The 16286-nt window shown below is 70.9% G+C and carries 13 protein-coding genes; 9 read left to right on the top strand and 4 right to left on the bottom strand.

What is annotated here, in order from left to right; all coding sequences use genetic code 11:
- Positions 1-33 precede the first annotated feature (33 nt).
- Positions 34-1857 carry a DNA helicase RecQ gene (gene recQ / locus AC0NZN_RS11525; protein WP_474592444.1) on the bottom strand — a complete coding sequence of 608 codons (1824 nt, stop codon included), beginning with the start codon at positions 1855-1857 and terminating at the stop codon, positions 34-36.
- A gap of 173 nt (positions 1858-2030) precedes the next feature.
- On the opposite strand from recQ, the gene AC0NZN_RS11520 reads away from it, so the two are divergent.
- Positions 2031-3512 (top strand): dicarboxylate/amino acid:cation symporter, encoded by a 1482-nt coding sequence (locus AC0NZN_RS11520; RefSeq protein WP_474592443.1) that lies wholly within the window; start codon positions 2031-2033, stop codon positions 3510-3512.
- 90 nt (positions 3513-3602) lie between these two features.
- Entirely contained in the window at positions 3603-3911 is a 309-nt protein-coding gene (locus AC0NZN_RS11515) for a GNAT family N-acetyltransferase (protein ID WP_474592442.1), read from the top strand.
- A gap of 13 nt (positions 3912-3924) precedes the next feature.
- Here AC0NZN_RS11515 and AC0NZN_RS11510 read toward each other — a convergent pair whose 3' ends face one another.
- Positions 3925-5151, bottom strand: a complete 1227-nt coding sequence (locus tag AC0NZN_RS11510; protein ID WP_474592441.1) for a glycoside hydrolase family 3 N-terminal domain-containing protein — start codon at positions 5149-5151, stop codon at positions 3925-3927.
- A 42-nt stretch (positions 5152-5193) separates the two neighbouring features.
- On the bottom strand, positions 5194-7674 hold the full coding sequence (locus AC0NZN_RS11505; protein ID WP_474592563.1) for a DEAD/DEAH box helicase: 2481 nt from the start codon (positions 7672-7674) through the stop codon (positions 5194-5196).
- Positions 7675-7733: 59 nt separating this feature from the next.
- Here AC0NZN_RS11505 and AC0NZN_RS11500 point away from each other — a divergent pair, with 59 nt between their 5' ends.
- From AC0NZN_RS11500 to AC0NZN_RS11485, 4 genes are read left to right on the top strand one after another with little or no spacing between them, the layout of a single operon-like run.
- The gene (locus AC0NZN_RS11500; protein ID WP_474592440.1) at positions 7734-8690 is read left to right on the top strand and encodes a pirin family protein; all 957 of its coding nucleotides are present in this window, start codon (positions 7734-7736) and stop codon (positions 8688-8690) included.
- Between the two features lie 42 nt (positions 8691-8732).
- Positions 8733-9284: an ECF transporter S component gene (locus AC0NZN_RS11495; RefSeq protein ID WP_474592439.1), complete on the top strand. Its 552-nt coding sequence runs from the start codon at positions 8733-8735 to the stop codon at positions 9282-9284.
- Between the two features lie 33 nt (positions 9285-9317).
- Positions 9318-11021: an ABC transporter ATP-binding protein gene (locus AC0NZN_RS11490; protein ID WP_474592438.1), complete on the top strand. Its 1704-nt coding sequence runs from the start codon at positions 9318-9320 to the stop codon at positions 11019-11021.
- Positions 11018-11803, top strand: a complete 786-nt coding sequence (locus AC0NZN_RS11485; RefSeq protein ID WP_474592437.1) for an energy-coupling factor transporter transmembrane component T — start codon at positions 11018-11020, stop codon at positions 11801-11803. The genes AC0NZN_RS11490 and AC0NZN_RS11485 overlap by 4 nt, the downstream gene beginning before the upstream one ends.
- Before the next feature lie 82 nt (positions 11804-11885).
- Here AC0NZN_RS11485 and AC0NZN_RS11480 read toward each other — a convergent pair whose 3' ends face one another.
- The gene (locus AC0NZN_RS11480; protein WP_474592436.1) at positions 11886-13043 is read right to left on the bottom strand and encodes an acyl-CoA dehydrogenase family protein; all 1158 of its coding nucleotides are present in this window, start codon (positions 13041-13043) and stop codon (positions 11886-11888) included.
- Positions 13044-13172: 129 nt separating this feature from the next.
- Between AC0NZN_RS11480 and AC0NZN_RS11475 the strand changes: the two genes are divergently transcribed.
- From AC0NZN_RS11475 to AC0NZN_RS11465, 3 genes are read left to right on the top strand one after another with little or no spacing between them, the layout of a single operon-like run.
- A complete protein-coding gene (locus AC0NZN_RS11475) occupies positions 13173-14225 on the top strand; it encodes a M15 family metallopeptidase (RefSeq protein ID WP_474592435.1) in 1053 nt (350 codons plus the stop codon).
- 26 nt (positions 14226-14251) lie between these two features.
- Positions 14252-15187, top strand: a complete 936-nt coding sequence (locus AC0NZN_RS11470; protein ID WP_474592434.1) for an NADP-dependent oxidoreductase — start codon at positions 14252-14254, stop codon at positions 15185-15187.
- Between the two features lie 31 nt (positions 15188-15218).
- Entirely contained in the window at positions 15219-16283 is a 1065-nt protein-coding gene (locus tag AC0NZN_RS11465; protein WP_474592433.1) for an Rv2578c family radical SAM protein, read from the top strand.
- Positions 16284-16286 lie beyond the last annotated feature (3 nt).

Here is a 16286-nt window from a genome sequence, read left to right as displayed (position 1 = left end):
CGATTCCGCCAGCCTAGGACGCGGGAGTGCCCGTCATGCGGAGGCGGCGACCACCGCGAGCACGGCCTCTCCGTAGGCCTCGCGCTTCTTCGCGCCGATGCCGCTGATGCCGTCGAGGTCGGCGAGGGTCGCTGGTCGCTGCTCGGCCAGGGCGCGCAGCGTGGCATCCCCGAAGACGATGTAGGCCGGCATGCCCTGCTCGCGCGCCGTGTCGGCACGCCAGGCACGAAGCGCCTCGAACAGTCCCTGATTCGCGGGTGCGACCGCGTCGGAGGACGCGGGCTTGCGCGACCTGCTCGAGCTCGAGCGGCCGAGCACATCGCGGCGGAGCGGAACCTCCGCGTCCCCGCGCAGCACGCCGGCGCTCGCGTCGGTGAGACCGAGGGTGCCGTACTCGCCGCGCGCGACGAGCAGGCCCCGGGCGAGCAGCTGGCGCACGACGCTCCGCCAGTCCTGCTCGGCGAGGTCGGCGCCGATGCCGAACGTCGCGAGCGTGTCGTGGTTCAACTGGCGCACACGCTCGGTGGATGCGCCGCGCAGGATGTCGACGAGCTGACCTGCGCCGTAGGCCTGACCCCGCTCGCGCTGCAGCCGGACGATCGTCGACAGCAGCTTCTGGGCGGGGATGAGGCCATCCCAGGTCTCGGGCGGGGTCAGGCACGTGTCGCAGTTGCCGCACGGCTCGGAGGTCTCGCCGAAGTATCCGAGCAGGTTCTGGCGCCGGCATCCCACCGTCTCGCACAGGGCGAGCATCGCATCGAGGTGGCTTCCCAGCCGTGTCTTGAACGCGCGGTCGCCGGGGGACGCCTCGATCAGCCGGCGCTGCTGCACGACGTCGCCGAGGCCGTAGGCCATCCAGGCGACCGACGGCTCGCCGTCGCGGCCGGCGCGGCCGGTCTCCTGGTAGTACCCCTCGACCGACTTCGGCAGGTCGATGTGCGCGACGAACCGCACGTCCGGCTTGTCGATCCCCATGCCGAAGGCGATGGTCGCGACCATCACGACGCCATCCTCCCGAAGGAACCGGGACTGGTTGGCCGCCCGCTGCTGCGCGGGCAGTCCGGCGTGATACGGCAGCGCGTCGATCCCCTGACCGGCGAGGTAGTCGGCGACCTGCTCGACCGACTTGCGGCTGAGCGCGTAGACGATGCCCGCGGCGTCGGGGAACGACCGGATGAACGCGAGCAGCTGACGTCGCGCGTCGACCTTCGGCTCGATGCGGTACTGGATGTTCGGCCGGTCGAAGCTGGCGACGAAGTGGCGGGCGTCGGGCAGCCGGAGGCGCTCGGTGATCTCGCGGTGGGTCTCGCGCGTGGCCGTCGCGGTGAGCGCCATGCGCGGGACGCCGGGGAACGCGTCGGCGAGCCCGCCGAGGGCGAGGTAATCGGGACGGAAGTCGTGACCCCACTGCGACACGCAGTGCGCCTCGTCGATGGCGATGACGCTCAGCTCGCCGCGCTGCAGGAACGCGACGGTGTTCGCGTTGCCGAGGCGCTCGGGCGCGACATAGAGGAGGTCGAGCTCTCCGTCGAGGTAGGCGCGCTCGACCATGCGGCGCTCGTCGACCGACTGCGTCGAGTTGAGGTACGCGGCCCGCACGCCGTTGGCGAGCAGCGCATCCACCTGATCGTGCATGAGCGCGATGAGCGGGCTCACGACGAGTCCGGTGCCGGGACGCACCAGAGCGGGCACCTGATAGGTGATGCTCTTGCCGCCGCCGGTCGGCATCAGGACGACGGCATCCCCGCCCGCGATCACGTGCTCGACGATCGCCGCCTGGTCGCCGCGGAAGTCGTCGTAGCCGTAGACCTCGTGCAGGACGGAGTGCGCGTCCACCACTCGCTGCCCAGCATCCACCCGCCCCACGATATCCGCGGGCGCCGACAGCACCGGTGTCGACGTCGACCTCAGGGGGAATATCTTCAGCGCGGGCATCGGTTGCTGACAGGGCTGTCACAGGAAGAAACATCCGTCTGAATGGGATCCGATATTCCATACGGTGGACGGAACCCCTAAGGAGTAACCCCCGCATGTCCGCAACATCCCCCGCTCGCCGTGCGAAGGCACCCGATACGCGCAGCCCCCTGCGCAAGGTGCTGACCTCGTTCGGCTTCCAGATCGTCGTCGCCCTCATCCTCGGTGTCGCCCTCGGTCTGCTCGCTCGCAGCCTCGGCGCGAGCGCCACCACCCACACGCCGCTCTCCGACACGCTCGCCACCATCGGCACGTCCTACGTGACCCTCCTGCGTGCCGCCGTCGTGCCGCTCATCTTCACCGCGATCGTCGCGAGCATCTCGAACCTGCGCCGCGTGCAGAACGCGGCGCGCCTCGCGGGCCAGACGATCCTGTGGTTCGCGATCACCGCGTTCATCGCCGTGTCGATCGGCATCGTGCTCGGCCTGGTGATCCAGCCCGGCAGCCGTGCGGGCACGGACCTCCAGCCCGGTGACCCCTACACAGTGGGCACCTGGTGGAACTTCCTCATCGGGCTCATCCCCCAGAACTTCCTCGGGCTCCAGGTCACGAGCGCCGCCGACCCGGCCTCGGGTGCGATCACCTCGACCGTCGGATTCAACGTCCTCCAGGTCATCGTCGTCGCGGCGGCCGTCGGCATCGCCGCGCTGAAGGCCGGCAAGAAGGCCGAGCCGTTCCTGGTCTTCACCGAGTCGCTGCTCAAGGTCATCCAGCGCGTGCTGTGGTGGATCATCCGCATCGCGCCGCTCGGCACCCTGGGCCTCATCGGCTCGGCGGTCGTGACGTACGGATGGGAGCGCCTGACGTCGCTCGCCTGGTTCGCCGGCGCCATCTACATCGGCCTCGCGCTCGTGCTGTTCGTGGTGTACCCGATCATCCTCAAGAGCAACCGCCTGTCGATCCGCCAGTACTTCTCGGGCGCGTGGCCGGCCATCCAGCTCGGCTTCGTCAGCCGCTCGTCGATCGGCACGCTGCCTCTGACGCAGCGGGTCACCGAGCGGAACCTCGGCGTGCCGCGCGGCTATGCGTCGTTCGCCGTGCCGCTCGGCGCGACCACCAAGATGGACGGCTGCGCGGCCATCTACCCGGCGATCGCCGCGATCTTCGTCGCGCAGTTCTACGGCATCCAGCTGCAGTGGTGGCAGTACCTCATGATCATCGTCGTGTCGGTGGTCGGTTCGGCGGCCACCGCCGGCACCACGGGCGCCGTCGTCATGCTGACGCTCACGCTGTCGACCCTGGGACTGCCGCTCGAGGGCGTCGGTCTGCTGCTCGCGATCGACCCGATCCTCGACATGGGCCGCACGGCGGTCAACGTCGCCGGTCAGGCGCTCGTGCCGACGATCGTCTCGCGGCGCGAAGGCATCCTGGACGAGGAGCTCTACCACGCTCCGCGCGACGGCCAGCCGTTCGCCGAGGACCTCGACGACGACAGCGACGACCTCGCGACCCGCGAGGCCCGGTCGCTCGCGACCGTCTCGCTGCAGGATGGCGCCTCGGAGCGGGCCTCCGAGGAGGACGCTGCGCTCACGCGCTGACCTCTCGTGACCGCAGGGGGCGGCATCCGTTCACCGGACGGATGCCGCCCCCTCGGTCTCGGCCGCCCTGCGACGTGATTGAGTGGACGCATGAACGCGATGGACCACATCACCGTGACGCGCAATGACGAGACCCACCGCTACGAGCTGCGCGTCGGCGACACGCTCGCCGGATTCACCGAGTTCATCAAGGACACGCACGGGCGCCTCGTCTTCCCGCACACGCTGATCGATCCGGCCTTCCGCGGGCAGGGCCTCGCCGGCATCGTCGTCGAGCGGGCCATGGAGGATGTCGCGTCCCGCGGCGAGACCGTGGTCCCCCGGTGCCCGGTCGTGACGAAGTACCTGCGCGAGTACGAGGTCCCCGGTCTGAAGATCGACTGGCCGGCCGAGAGCTGAGGGCCCGCCGTTCTCAGCCGCGGGCCTTGGCCTCCACGACGCGGCGGGCCGCGTCATCCACCTGCTGCCGGAAGCCCGGATCGGCCTCGGCCTTCGCCAGGACGGCGTCGTACATCGGCGCGTAGACGGTCGGGTCCGCCGAGACGAGCACCACATCGACACCGGCCTGGATCGACAGCACCGCCCGGTCGGCGGGTGACCACGCCTTCACCTGCGCGGTGGCCGACAGGTCGTCGGTCATGACGACCCCGTCGAAGCCCACCTCGTCGCGGAGGAGGTCGGTCACGATCGCCTTCGAGAACACCGCGGGCGCGGTGGGGTCGATCTTCTCGTAGACCGCCGTCGACAGCATCACGGTCGAGACGCCCGGCCCGGCCGTGAGGCGGCGGTACACGTCGACGTCGGAGGCCCCCGCATCCACCGTGTCGTCGACGATGCCCTCGTCGACGTCGGTGTTCCCGGTCACCCGCCCGAGGCCCGGGAAGTGCTTGAACGTCGGGACGACGCCGGCGGCCCGCATCCCGTCCGCGAAGGCGCCCGCGTGCGACTCCACGGTCTGCGCGTCGAAGCCGTACTCGCGCTGCATCGCGCCGATCGGCGCATTCGACCGCGCGGCGCCGGCGCTCGTGACGATGTCGGCGACGGGGGCGAGGTTCATGTTGACGCCGGCCATGCCGAGCTGGCCGCCCCAGGTCCGCGCCTGCATCGCGAGCTGGGCGGGCGGCATCGCCCCCTGCGCCAGGGCGGCGGGGATGCGGTCGAACCCGGGACCCTGCAGCACCTGGACCTGGCCGCCCTCCTGGTCGGTCGCCACCCAGAGCGGCTCGTCGCCGGTCGTCGCCGGAGACACGAGCGACGTGAACGAGCGGACGAGGGATGCCGTGGCATCCACCCCCGCCTGCGACCTGCCGTGCAGGAAGATGCTGCCCGCGTGCCGGTCCGCGATGGCCGAGAGGGTCACCGGGTCCGCGCCGCGCACGCTCGTGCCCACCATGAACAGCTGGCCGACGCGCTGTTCGAGCGTCAGTGCGCCGATCGGATCGACGGTCGGGGTCGGCGTCGGAGTCGCGCTCGGCCGTTCAGAGGAGGTCGACGGCGAACCGGATGCTGAGGGCCGATCCGGTGCGCAGGCGACGGCCGCTCCCCCGATCGCGATGAGCGCCGTGACGCCGACGGCGAGGCGGCGGGCGCGCCTCGGCCACCGGCACGGCGAGCCGGATCGAGAACGCGTGAGAGGCATCGGGCCATTCTCCGGCCCGAGCCTGAACGGAGCATGACCGACCTACAGCCGGACGACCTCCGTCACGCGCACGACGGCCGTCCCCGCCTCCTCGGACGCCGGGATGTCGACCACGCCGCGTATGCGCCAATCGTGGTCGCCGGCCGGATCGTCGATCGTCTGCTCGACGTTCCACGCGTCCGCGTGCTCCTCGATGTGAACGAGGGCCGCCGATCTCGCCGGGCCGCCGGTGAGCATCTCGTCGTGGTCGTCGTAGTAGGCGTCGAGGGCCTCGGGCCAGCCCGCATCCGGATCCAGCTCCACCAGGTCGTCGTCGCGCTGGAGCGCGGCGAGCTGCACACGGCGGAACAGCTCGTTGCGCACGAGCACCCCGAACGCGCGGCGGTTCGTGAGCACCGACGGCGGCGCGGGCGGGACGACGGGTTCGTCCGGATCGAGCGACGGATTGACGAGCGACTCCCACTCGTCGACGAGGCTCGAGTCGACCTGGCGGACCATCTCGCCGAGCCACGCGATGACGTCGAGCAGGTCGGAGGTCTGCGCGTCCGCGGGTACGGTCTGCCGGATCGCGCGATAGGCGTCGCTGAGGTAGCGCAGAACGAGACCCTCGCTGCGCGCGAGCTGGTACAGCGAGATGAGCTCCGTGAACGAGAGGGCGCGCTCGAACATGTCCCGCACGACGGATTTGGGACGCAGGGCGAAGTCGAGCACCCACGGCTGGCTCGAGGCGAACACGGCGTAGGCCTCCGCGAGCAGCTCGGCCAGAGGCTGCGGGTAGGTGATCTCCTCGAGGGCCTCCATCCGCTCGTCGTAGTCGAGGCCGTCGCGCTTCATGGCCGCGACCGCCTCGCCGCGCGCCCGGAACTCCTGCTGCGACAGCACGGGCCGCGGGTCGTCGAGGGTCGACTCGATGACGCTCACGACGTCGAGGGCGTAGTGACCCGTGCCGACGCCGCCCGGGGCATCCTGCGGATCCAGGAGGTCGATCGCGGCGAGCGCGAACGGCGAGAGCGGCTGATTGAGGGCGAAGTTCGGCTGCAGCTCGACGGTGAGCCGGATCCCGGAGGCATCCCACACGACGACCTGCGCCACCACGAGGGTGCGGAAGATCGCGAGCGCGCGCCGGGCGAGCTCGTACCGGCGGGCGCGCGGCTCGTGGTTGTCGAACACGAGGGAGCGGATGTTGTGCAGCACGTCGCCGCCGCGTGCGATGACGTTGATGAGCATCGCCGCGGTGAGCTGCAGCTGCGGTGTGAGCGGCTCGGGCTCTGCGGCGATGAGACGGTCGTAGGAGCTCTCGGTCCAGTTGACGAAGCCCTGCGGCGCCTTCTTGCGGATGATCTTCTTGAGCTTCTTCGGGTCGTCCGCGGCCTTCGCGAGCTGGACGGCGTTCTCGATCTCGTGCTCGGGCGCCATGACGACGACGGTCCCCGCTGTGTCGTAGCCGGCACGGCCCGCACGGCCCGCGATCTGGTGGAACTCACGAGCCGTGAGCTGCCGCATCCGCTGTCCGTCGAACTTCGTCAGCGCCGTGAGCAGCACCGTCCGGATCGGCACGTTGATGCCGACGCCGAGGGTGTCGGTGCCGCAGATCACGCGCAGCAGCCCGCGCTGGGCGAGCGTTTCGACGAGCCGGCGGTAGCGCGGCAGCATCCCGGCGTGGTGCACGCCGATGCCGGCCCGCACGTACCGGGAGAGGGTGCGGCCGAAGGCCGTGGTGAAGCGGAAGCCGCCGATGGCGTCGGCGATCTCGTCGCGCTGCGCGCGGTCGACGATGCGGATGGATGACAGCGCCTGCGCCCGCTCCATCGCCGCGGCCTGCGAGAAGTGCACGATGTAGATCGGCGCGCGCGCCGTGTGAAGCAGCTCCTCGACGGTCTCGTGGATGGGGGTGCGCACGTACTCGAAATGCAGCGGCACCGGCCGCTCCACGCCCGTGATCCGCGCGACGGGCATGCCGGTGCGGCGAGTGAGGTCGTCGGCGATCGCGGTCACGTCGCCGAGCGTCGCCGACATGAGGATGAACTGCGTGCGCGGCAGCAGCAGGAGCGGCACCTGCCACGCCCAGCCGCGATCGGGATCGCCGTAGTAGTGGAACTCGTCCATCACGACCTGGCCGACATCCGCGACAGCACCCTGGCGGAGCGCCAGGTTCGCGAGGATCTCCGCGGTGCAGCAGACGATCGGCGCATCCGCGTTGACCGACGAGTCGCCTGTGACCATGCCCACGTTCGCGGCGCCGAAGATCTCGACCAGCGCGAAGAACTTCTCGCTGACGAGGGCTTTGATGGGCGCGGTGTAGTAGGAGCGCCCGCCTCGGGCGAGTGCGGCGGCATGCGCGGCGACCGCGACGAGCGACTTGCCCGTGCCGGTCGGCGTCGACAGGATGACGTGCGCCCCGGAGACGATCTCGATGACGGCCTCGTCCTGCGCCGGGTACAGCGTGAACCCCTGGTCCTCGGCCCACCCGACGAAGCCCGTGTAGACGTCGTCGGGCTCGGCGCCGAGGGGGACGGCATCCATCAGCGAAGCAGGCACCGTCCGAGTCTGCCAGCGCGCGCGACGCGGCGTAGCCTGGCGGCATGACCCGCCTGGATGCCGGCCCGATGGAAGCCGAGTCCGCTGCCGAATGCGACGGCCCTCGAACCCTGCTGCTCGAGGCTCGCGAGGTCCCGCTCGGCGGGGTGCGCGCGATGCAGGTGCGGCGCGCTCTCCCGCAGCGCGACCTGCCCATGATCGGCGCCTGGTGCTTCCTCGACCGCTTCGGCCCCGACCCGACGCGGATGCGTGTCGAGCCGCACCCCCACATCGGGTTGCAGACCGTCACGTGGCCGCTCATCGGCGAGGTGCGCCATCGTGACACCGTCGGCAGCGACGTCGTGCTCCGCCGCGGGCAGCTGAACCTCATGACGAGCGGGGCGGGCATCGCGCACTCCGAGTATTCCGTCGGCGAGGAGCCCATCCCGCTCGACGCGCTGCAGCTGTGGGTCGCGCTGCCCGAGTCGCGGCGACACGGTGAGCCGGCCTTCGAGCAGCACCTGCAGCTGCCGACGCTCGACCTCGGCTCAGGAGCCACGGCGACGATCGTGATGGGCGCGTTCGGGGGCGTCGCATCCCCCGCCTCCGCTTACACGCCGATCGCCGGCGTGGAGATCTCGGTGCCCGCGGGGGTCGACGTGACGCTGCCGCTCGAGCCGGACTGGGAGTACGGGATCGTCGGCGTGACGGGCGAGGTCGCCGTCGAGGGCTCCGCGGTCGCGCGCGACCACCTGCTCTATCTCGGCATCCATCGATCCGAGGCGTCGCTGCGGGCGGACGCCGACGCCACGATCTTCGTGCTCGGGGGTGAGCCGTTCGAGGACGAGATCGTGATGTGGTGGAACTTCGTCGGCCGGACGCACGACGAGATCGTCGAGGCGCGCGAGGCGTGGGAGGCCGATTCGCCCCGCTTCGGGCACGTCGTGGGTCACGGTGACGAGCGGATCCCCGCTCCCCCGATGCCGGCCGTGCGGCTGACCCGCCGGCACCGCCGGATCTGAGGGAGTTAGGGTACCCTCACTGCCGACCGCTAGGCTGTGCCCGTGGCCCCATCCCGCACGCTGTCGACGCGCGTCCTGCTGATCTGCGCGGCCATCGGCGTGGCCACCGGCCTCCTGGCCGCCGTCGCGGGCTACGTCAGCCCCGTCGTCTTCGCGACGCTCCCGGTCCTGTACGGACTGGTGCTCGCCTCCCACGTCATCCCCGGTGTCGTCGCACAGGCGCTGCTGCGACTGCCGTGGGTGGCGCTGCTGACCCACCTCTTCGCCGCCTTGATCGCGAGCGCCTTCGCGCCGCAGTGGATCGGCCGCTACCTCGGCACCGCGCTCCTCATCGGCGGCCTGCAGGAGGGTGTCGCCGCCCTCACCCGGTACCGGTCGTGGGCGCCCTGGCGGTTCTTCATCTCCGCCGGAATCGTCGGGGTCGCGCTGGCGGTCGTGATGGGCTTCGTGCTGAACGCCGCGGCGCTCCCCCTCTGGGCGACGATCACGCTGTACGCCGTGCTGCTGCTCGCCCCGGTGCTCTGGACCTGGATCGGGCTGCGCATCGGCGTCGCCCTCCGCAACGCGGGGGTCGCGCGCACGGTGCGCCGATGAGCCGGCTCACCCCGAGCCGGCCGGCATCCGGCCGTGCCGCCTGAGTCCGCGGGGCCGCTCGCTCGCGTGCGGCACCTCGCGGTCACTCATGTGGATGCGTGGTCCCCGACGCCGGCGGACGTCTCGTTCGACGTCCGCCCCGGCGAGGTCGTGCTCGTGCTCGGGCCGAGCGGGTCCGGCAAGTCGACGCTCGCGCTGGCGCTCAACGGGCTGATCCCCCACGACGTGCCGGCCGCGGTGGCCGGATCGGTCGAGATCGCCGGGATCACCGCGGCGGACTCCACCGTGGCAGAGCTGAGCACGCATGTCGCGATGGTGTTCCAGGATCCGGATGCGCAGCTGGTCACCGGCAGCGTCCTCGACGAGGTGGCCTTCGGGCCTGAGAACCTGCTGCTTCCCGTGGAGCAGGTGCTGGCGCGCACCGAGGACGCGCTGCGGCGCGTCGGCCTGTGGGACCGCCGTCGCGAGAACCCCGACCGGCTGTCCGGCGGCGGCCGCCAGCGGCTCGCGATCGCGGCGGCCTTGGCGATGGGCTCGCCGCTGCTCGTGCTGGACGAGCCGACCGCGAACCTCGACCCCCGCGGGGTCGACGAGGTCTACGCGACCCTGTCGGGAGTCGTCGCCGCCGGAGATCGCGCGATCGTCCTGATCGAGCACAATCTCGATGCCGCGGTGGCCCTCGCGACGCGCGTGGTCGTCCTGGATCAGGGCGGGATGCTGATCGCCGACGGTCCGATCGACCTCCTGCGCACGCGCGCCGACGAGCTGCACGAGCTGGGCGTGTGGCTCCCGGTGTCGACGCTCGCCGCCCTGCGGCTGCGGCGCGCCGGGTATGCGCTGGATCCGGTGCCGCTCACGCCCGCGGAGCTGCGGGCGGCGCTCGAGGCGCACCCGCGTTCCGGGTCGGAGGTCGCGCCGCATTCCGCGGTGTGCGCGGAGACCGCCTCCGCGGCCCTCGCGCCGCTGATCACCGTGCGCGATCTCACCCTGCGCCGCGGGCGCACCGAGGTCCTCCACGGGATCGACCTCGACATCCACCGCGGCGAGTTCGTCGCGATCGTCGGCGCGAACGGGGCGGGCAAGACGACCCTGCTGCAGGCGATCGCCGGCGTCGTCAGACCTCCCCGGGAGACCGTCCGGATCGACGGCCAGGACGTCTCCCGGCTCGATTCCGGAAGCCTTGCCCGCGCGATCGGGTTCGTGTTCCAGAACCCCGAGCACCAATTCATCACCCACACGGTCGCGGGCGAGCTCGCGCACGGCGGCACGTCGACCGCCGAGGTCGAGCGCATGCTCGCGCGGTTCGGACTCGCCGAGAAGGCGGGCATCCATCCGTTCCTCCTCTCCGGCGGTCAGAAGCGACGCCTGTCGGTGGGCACAGCGCTCATCGCCGGCGCACCGATCCTGGCGCTCGACGAGCCGACGTTCGGGCAGGATCGCGCACGGGCGGACGAGCTGCTGGCGCTTCTGCGCGACCTGAACGACGACGGCACGACGGTCCTCATGGTGACCCATGACATGCAGCTCGTCACCGACCACGCGCAACGCGTGGTGGTCCTCTCGGACGGGCGGGTCGTCGCGGATGCGGCGACAGCCGACCTCTTCACCGACCTCGAGCTGCTCGCGCGGTCGGGGCTGCGGCCCCCGCCTCTTCGGCAGGCGCTGGATGGGCTGTCGCAGCATCCTGAGCTCGCCTCGGCGATGCGCCTCGCGGACCTTCCCGGAGGCTCCTCATGAGCCTCGACCCCTACGCCGAGATGCCCGCATCCCTCGGCTTCCTCTACCGGCTGAACCCGCTCGCGAAGCTCGCCGCGCCGCTGCCGGCGATGGTGCTGCTCGTCTTCGTGCGCGACCTGGTGACGCCGCTCGCCTTCATCGTGCTCGCGTACGCGATCCTGCTGGTCGGGATGCGGATAACGCGCGCCCTGGCGCTGCTGCTGTTCGTGGGGCTCCCCGCAGTCGCCGTGCTCGTCGGTGTCGGGCTGTCGATCTGGACCGACCCCGCTCAGGTACCGCACGATGTCGTCGTCCTGCGGCTCGGCGGCTGGACGCTGTACGGCGGGGCCGTTGTCGTCGGCTTCGCCACCGCTCTGCGGCTGGTCGCGATCATCGCGCTCGCACTCGTCGCGGGCATGTCGACGAGCGGGCCGGACCTCGCGCGGTCGCTCGTGCAGCAGCTCCGCGTCCCGTACCGCGTCGGCTACACGGCGATCGCGGCGTTCCGCTTCGTCCCCCGTTTCGGCCACGAGCTGGATCTCATCCGGCAGGCGCACCGGGTGCGCGGCGCGCACGGCGGGCGCGGTCCGTTCGCGGCGATCGCACGCTGGTACGGCTATGTCGTTCCGCTGCTGGCCGGCTCGATCCGGCACGCGGAGCGCGTCGCGCTGGCGATGGATGCGCGTGCCTTCGGCGCCCACCCGACTCGCACCGAGCGGCACCACGTGCCGTTCCGGGTGCGGGATGTGGTCTTCGTCGTGCTCTTCTGGGCGGTGTCGGCGGCCCTGTTCCTGCTCGTCTGAGCTCGTCGTCCGGGCGGGTCGTGCGGACCGTGAACGACGGATGCCGCCTCCCCGAGGGAGACGGCATCCTGAATCGTGTCGGCTACTTGGCGAACGGGCGGCTGACGATGTCGCGCATGATCTCGTTCGTGCCGCCGTAGATGCGGTGAACGCGGGCATCGAGGAACGCACGGGCGATCGGGTACTCGGTGATGTACCCGTAGCCGCCGTGGAGCTGCACGCAGGTGTCGAGCACCTCCCACTCGCGCTCGGTCGCCCAGAACTTGTACTTGGCCGCCTCCTCGGCGGTGAGCTTCGACTCCCCGTACGCCTTCACGGCGCGGTCGTTGTAGGCCCACAGCGCCTCGACGGTGGCCGAGACGGTCGCGAGCTGGAACCGCGTGTTCTGGAAGTCGATGATCCGCTCGCCGAACGCCTCGCGGTCGCGCGTGTAGGCGACGGTCCAGTCGAACCCGGCCTGCGCCGCCGACGCCGCGGCGACGCCGATCGACAGGCGCTCGAGCGGCAGGTTCATCATGAGCTGGACGAAGCCGCGGCCCTCCTGCCCGCCGATGAGGTTCTCCTCCGGCACGAACACGTCGCTGAACGAGAGCTCGGCGGTGTCGTGCCCCTGGAAGCCCATCTTGTGCAGCTTCTTGCCGTGGTCGAAGCCGCTCATCCCGTTCTCGATGATCAGGATGCTGAAGGCGTCGGGGCGGTTGCCCTCGCCGGTCTTGACGAACGTGACGATCATGTCGGCGGTCTTGCCGCTGGAGATGAACGTCTTCGCGCCGTTGACGAGGTAGCCGCCCTCGACGCGCTTGGCCGTCGTCTTGATGCCACGCAGGTCGCTGCCGGCCCCGGGCTCGCTCATCGCGAGCGCCCCGAGGATCTCGCCCGTCGCCATGCGCGGGAGCCACTTCTCCTTCTGCTCCTGCGTGCCCATGTGCACGAGGTACGGCACGGCCAGGTCGTCCTGGATGCCGAAGGCCCCCGCGAGCGAGCCCGCACCGGCGGCGATGGTCTCCTCGTTGACGACCGCGCGGAAGCGGTAGTCCTGCAGCATCCCGGCACCGCCGAACTCCTCGGGCACCGACAGGCCGATGATTCCCGCCGCACCGGCGGCCAGCATGGTCTCGCGATCGATCTCGCCCGCAGCATCCCACTGCTCGCGCTTCTCGTTCGTGACGTAGCGCTTGACGAACTCCTTGACGACGTCGCGGAACGCCTCGTGGTCCTCGTCGTAGATGTCCCGCTCCATCGCGGTGTCCTCCTTCGGTAGTGAATCCGTGAGACTGATCCTCACCTTTCATGGTACTCAGTCTCACTCGTGCCCGCACGTCGTCGTCCTGTGAGGTGCCTTTCGGCACGATTGGGGGACAATGGGCGGGTGACGGACCCCAGCACCGGCACCCCTCTGACCCGCCGCGCCGCTCGCGCCGCGGCCGAGCGTGCCCACGCGCCGGACATCGCCGACCCCCTGACGGACGCCGTCGCGCGGGTGCGCCATTCCGCCGATCGGCGCGCACGCCGCACCCGAGGCGTCTTCACTCTCGTCGCCGCCGGCGCCCTGCTGGCCGGAGGCACCGCGGCGGTGAGCGCGGCTGCGTACGGGACGAGCACGGCACCCGGTTCCGCTGCGGTCGCCACCGCATCCGCCTCTCCGTCCCCCCGCCCGTCGGCCACGCCACCGCCCGTCGATCCGACCACGGTGACGACCACACGCAATCCCTGCACGGACGCCGCCTTCACCGCCGCGCTCGCCGCGCACGACACCGAGGCCGCCGTCACGGCCGCCGGGGGCGCCGCAACGTTCCGCGAGCAGGTCGCGACGGGCCAAGCACCGTGCGTCCATCTCGACGACCCCTCGTTCACGTGGGTCGTCGTGAACAAGCAGCGTCCCTACTCCCCCAAGGACTACACACCGTCACCGGTCGGCGCGCCCGCCGGCGTGCAGGTGATCAACGGCGGATCGCTCCGTTCCGACGCCGCCGCCGCATTGTCGAAGATGGCGGCGGCGGCGAAGCAGGCGGGTGTCGGCGCGATCGCGCTCGACAGCGGGTTCCGGTCGTACCACACACAGGTCACGTCCTACGGCGTCCAGGTGAACTCCCGCGGCTCGTCGGGGGCCGACCTCGTGAGCGCGAGGCCCGGGTTCAGCGAGCACCAGTCGGGGCTCGCGGGAGACGTGGTCGCGTGCAGCCGATCCTGCGGCACCCTCGACATGCTCGCCGGCACTCCGCAGGACCAGTTCATCGTCGCGCACGGCTGGGAGTACGGCTGGATCGTGCGCTACGAGGCCGGCCACACCCCGGTCACCGGGTATACGTCGGAGCCCTGGCACCTCCGCTTCATCGGGGTGCAATTGGCGAAGGCGTACCACGACGGCGGATTCCACACCCTCGAAGAGTTCTTCGGCTTGCCAGCAGCGCCCACCTATTAGGCGGGCCATGGGTGCATGATCGACGCATGAGCAGAGCCGTGCGTTACGACGAAGTGGGCGGGCCCGAGGTCCTGTACATCGCCGAGGTGTCCGAGCCGCAGCCGCGCGACGGACAGGTGATCGTCGATGTGGAGGCGGTCGGGCTGAACTTCTGGGATGCGAAGGCCCGCTCGGGCGCGGTGCCCCTCAAGAGCGCCTTCCCCCGCGGTCTCGGCGGCGACTTCGCGGGCACCGTGACGCGCGACGGCCTCGGTGCGCAGTACTTCGACGGCACGTACGTGCAGGCGGGCGACGAGGTCCTCGGTTGGGGCGTCTCCACCCTGCGCGAGCGGCTCGCGGTGTCGGCCGCCAATCTCGCGCGCAAGCCCGAGGCGCTCCCGTGGGGGGTCGCCGCGTCTCTTGCCACGCCGGGTCTCACCGCGGTCGCCTGCCTGCGCGCCGTGCCCATCGGCGCTGCCGACACGGTTCTCGTCGGCGCGGCCGCCGGCGGGGTGGGCTTCCTCTACGGGCAACTCGCCCGGCGCGCCGGCGCCCGCGTCATCGGCACCGCGAGTCCGTCGAATCACGATCGGCTCCGCGAGGTGGGGATCGAGCCGGTCGTCTATGGCGAGGGCCTCGTGGATGCCGTGCGCGACCTCGGCGAGGTGACTGCCGCGGTGGATGCGCAAGGCCGCGCCACGATCGACGCCGCGCTCGCGCTCGGCGTCGCACCGGATCGCATCTGCACCATCGCGGACTACCCCGCCGCCTCGGAGCTCGGCCTCGTCACGCCCGCCGGCGAGCGCTCCGCCGACGTGCTCCAAGAACTCGCGAACCACGTCGCAGTGGGCCACCTCACGCTGCCGGTGCAGGAGGAATTCGAACTGGACGACCTGCACGACGCCTTCCGCCTGCTGGAGGGCCGGCACCTGACCGGCAAGGTCGTCATGCGTTTGTCGATCAAAAATTCGACCCTCACTTGACACAGTATCGTATTTCTGTTCCTATGGGTCCATGCGGTGGCAAGGGCAGCAATTGGGGACGACCGATGTCACAGCCCTGCCCGGACTCGAACAGCTCAACGGCCTCGTCCGCAGTGTGACGACGCCGGAGTTCGCCGGCGTCACCTTCCACGAGGTCATGGCGAAGAGCGCGCTCAACCACGTTCCCGGCGCATCGCACATGCCGTTCGACTGGACGGTGAACCCCTACCGGGGCTGCACACATGCATGCACATACTGCTTCGCCCGCGGCACGCACGAGTACCTCGATCTGGATGGCGGGCACGACTTCGATTCGCAGATCGTGGTCAAGATCAACGTCGGCGAGGTGCTGCAGCGCGAGCTGCGCCGCGGCAGCTGGCAGCGCGACCCGGTCGCGCTCGGCACCAACACCGATCCGTATCAGCGCGCCGAGGGGCGCTACCGCCTCATGCCGGGCATCATCTCGGCGCTGACGGAATCGGGCACGTCCTTCTCCGTGCTCACGAAGGGAACGCTGATCCGTCGCGATCTGCCTCTGCTGAAGGAGGCGGCATCGCACGTCGACGTCACGATCGCGACGTCGATCGCGGTCTTCGACGAGCGGCTCCAGCACTCGGTCGAACCCGGCACACCCACGGCCGCCGCTCGGCTCGAGACGGTCCGCGCCGCGACCGATGCCGGTTTCGGCGTGACGGTGTTCATGATGCCGATCCTGCCGCACCTCACCGACTCGATCCCCGCGATCGACGACGCCCTCCGGCGGGTGAAGGATGCGGGCGCCCGAAACGTCGTGTTCGGCGCCCTGCACCTGCGGCCCGGGGTCAAGCCGTGGTTCTTCGAGTGGCTCGAGCGGGAGCATCCGGAGCTGGTGTCGTCGTATCGCGGGCTCTATCCGGGTGCCGCCGCGATGGCACCCCAGGCTTATCGGCAGTGGCTCGCGCGGCGGGTGCGGCCGCTGGTGCGCGCGCACGGACTCGATGGGCGCGCCGAGGATGATGGCCCGCCTCGGGGCCCCGTGTCGGGTCTCGCTGCGCGCGCCGCGATCCGCAAGACCGGGCCACCCGTCGGGGCGACGGCCGCGGATCGGCTCTTCTGAGAC

The organism is Microbacterium sp. sgz311019, from assembly GCF_056135325.1.
This window is presented reverse-complemented; position numbering and strand designations above follow the sequence as displayed.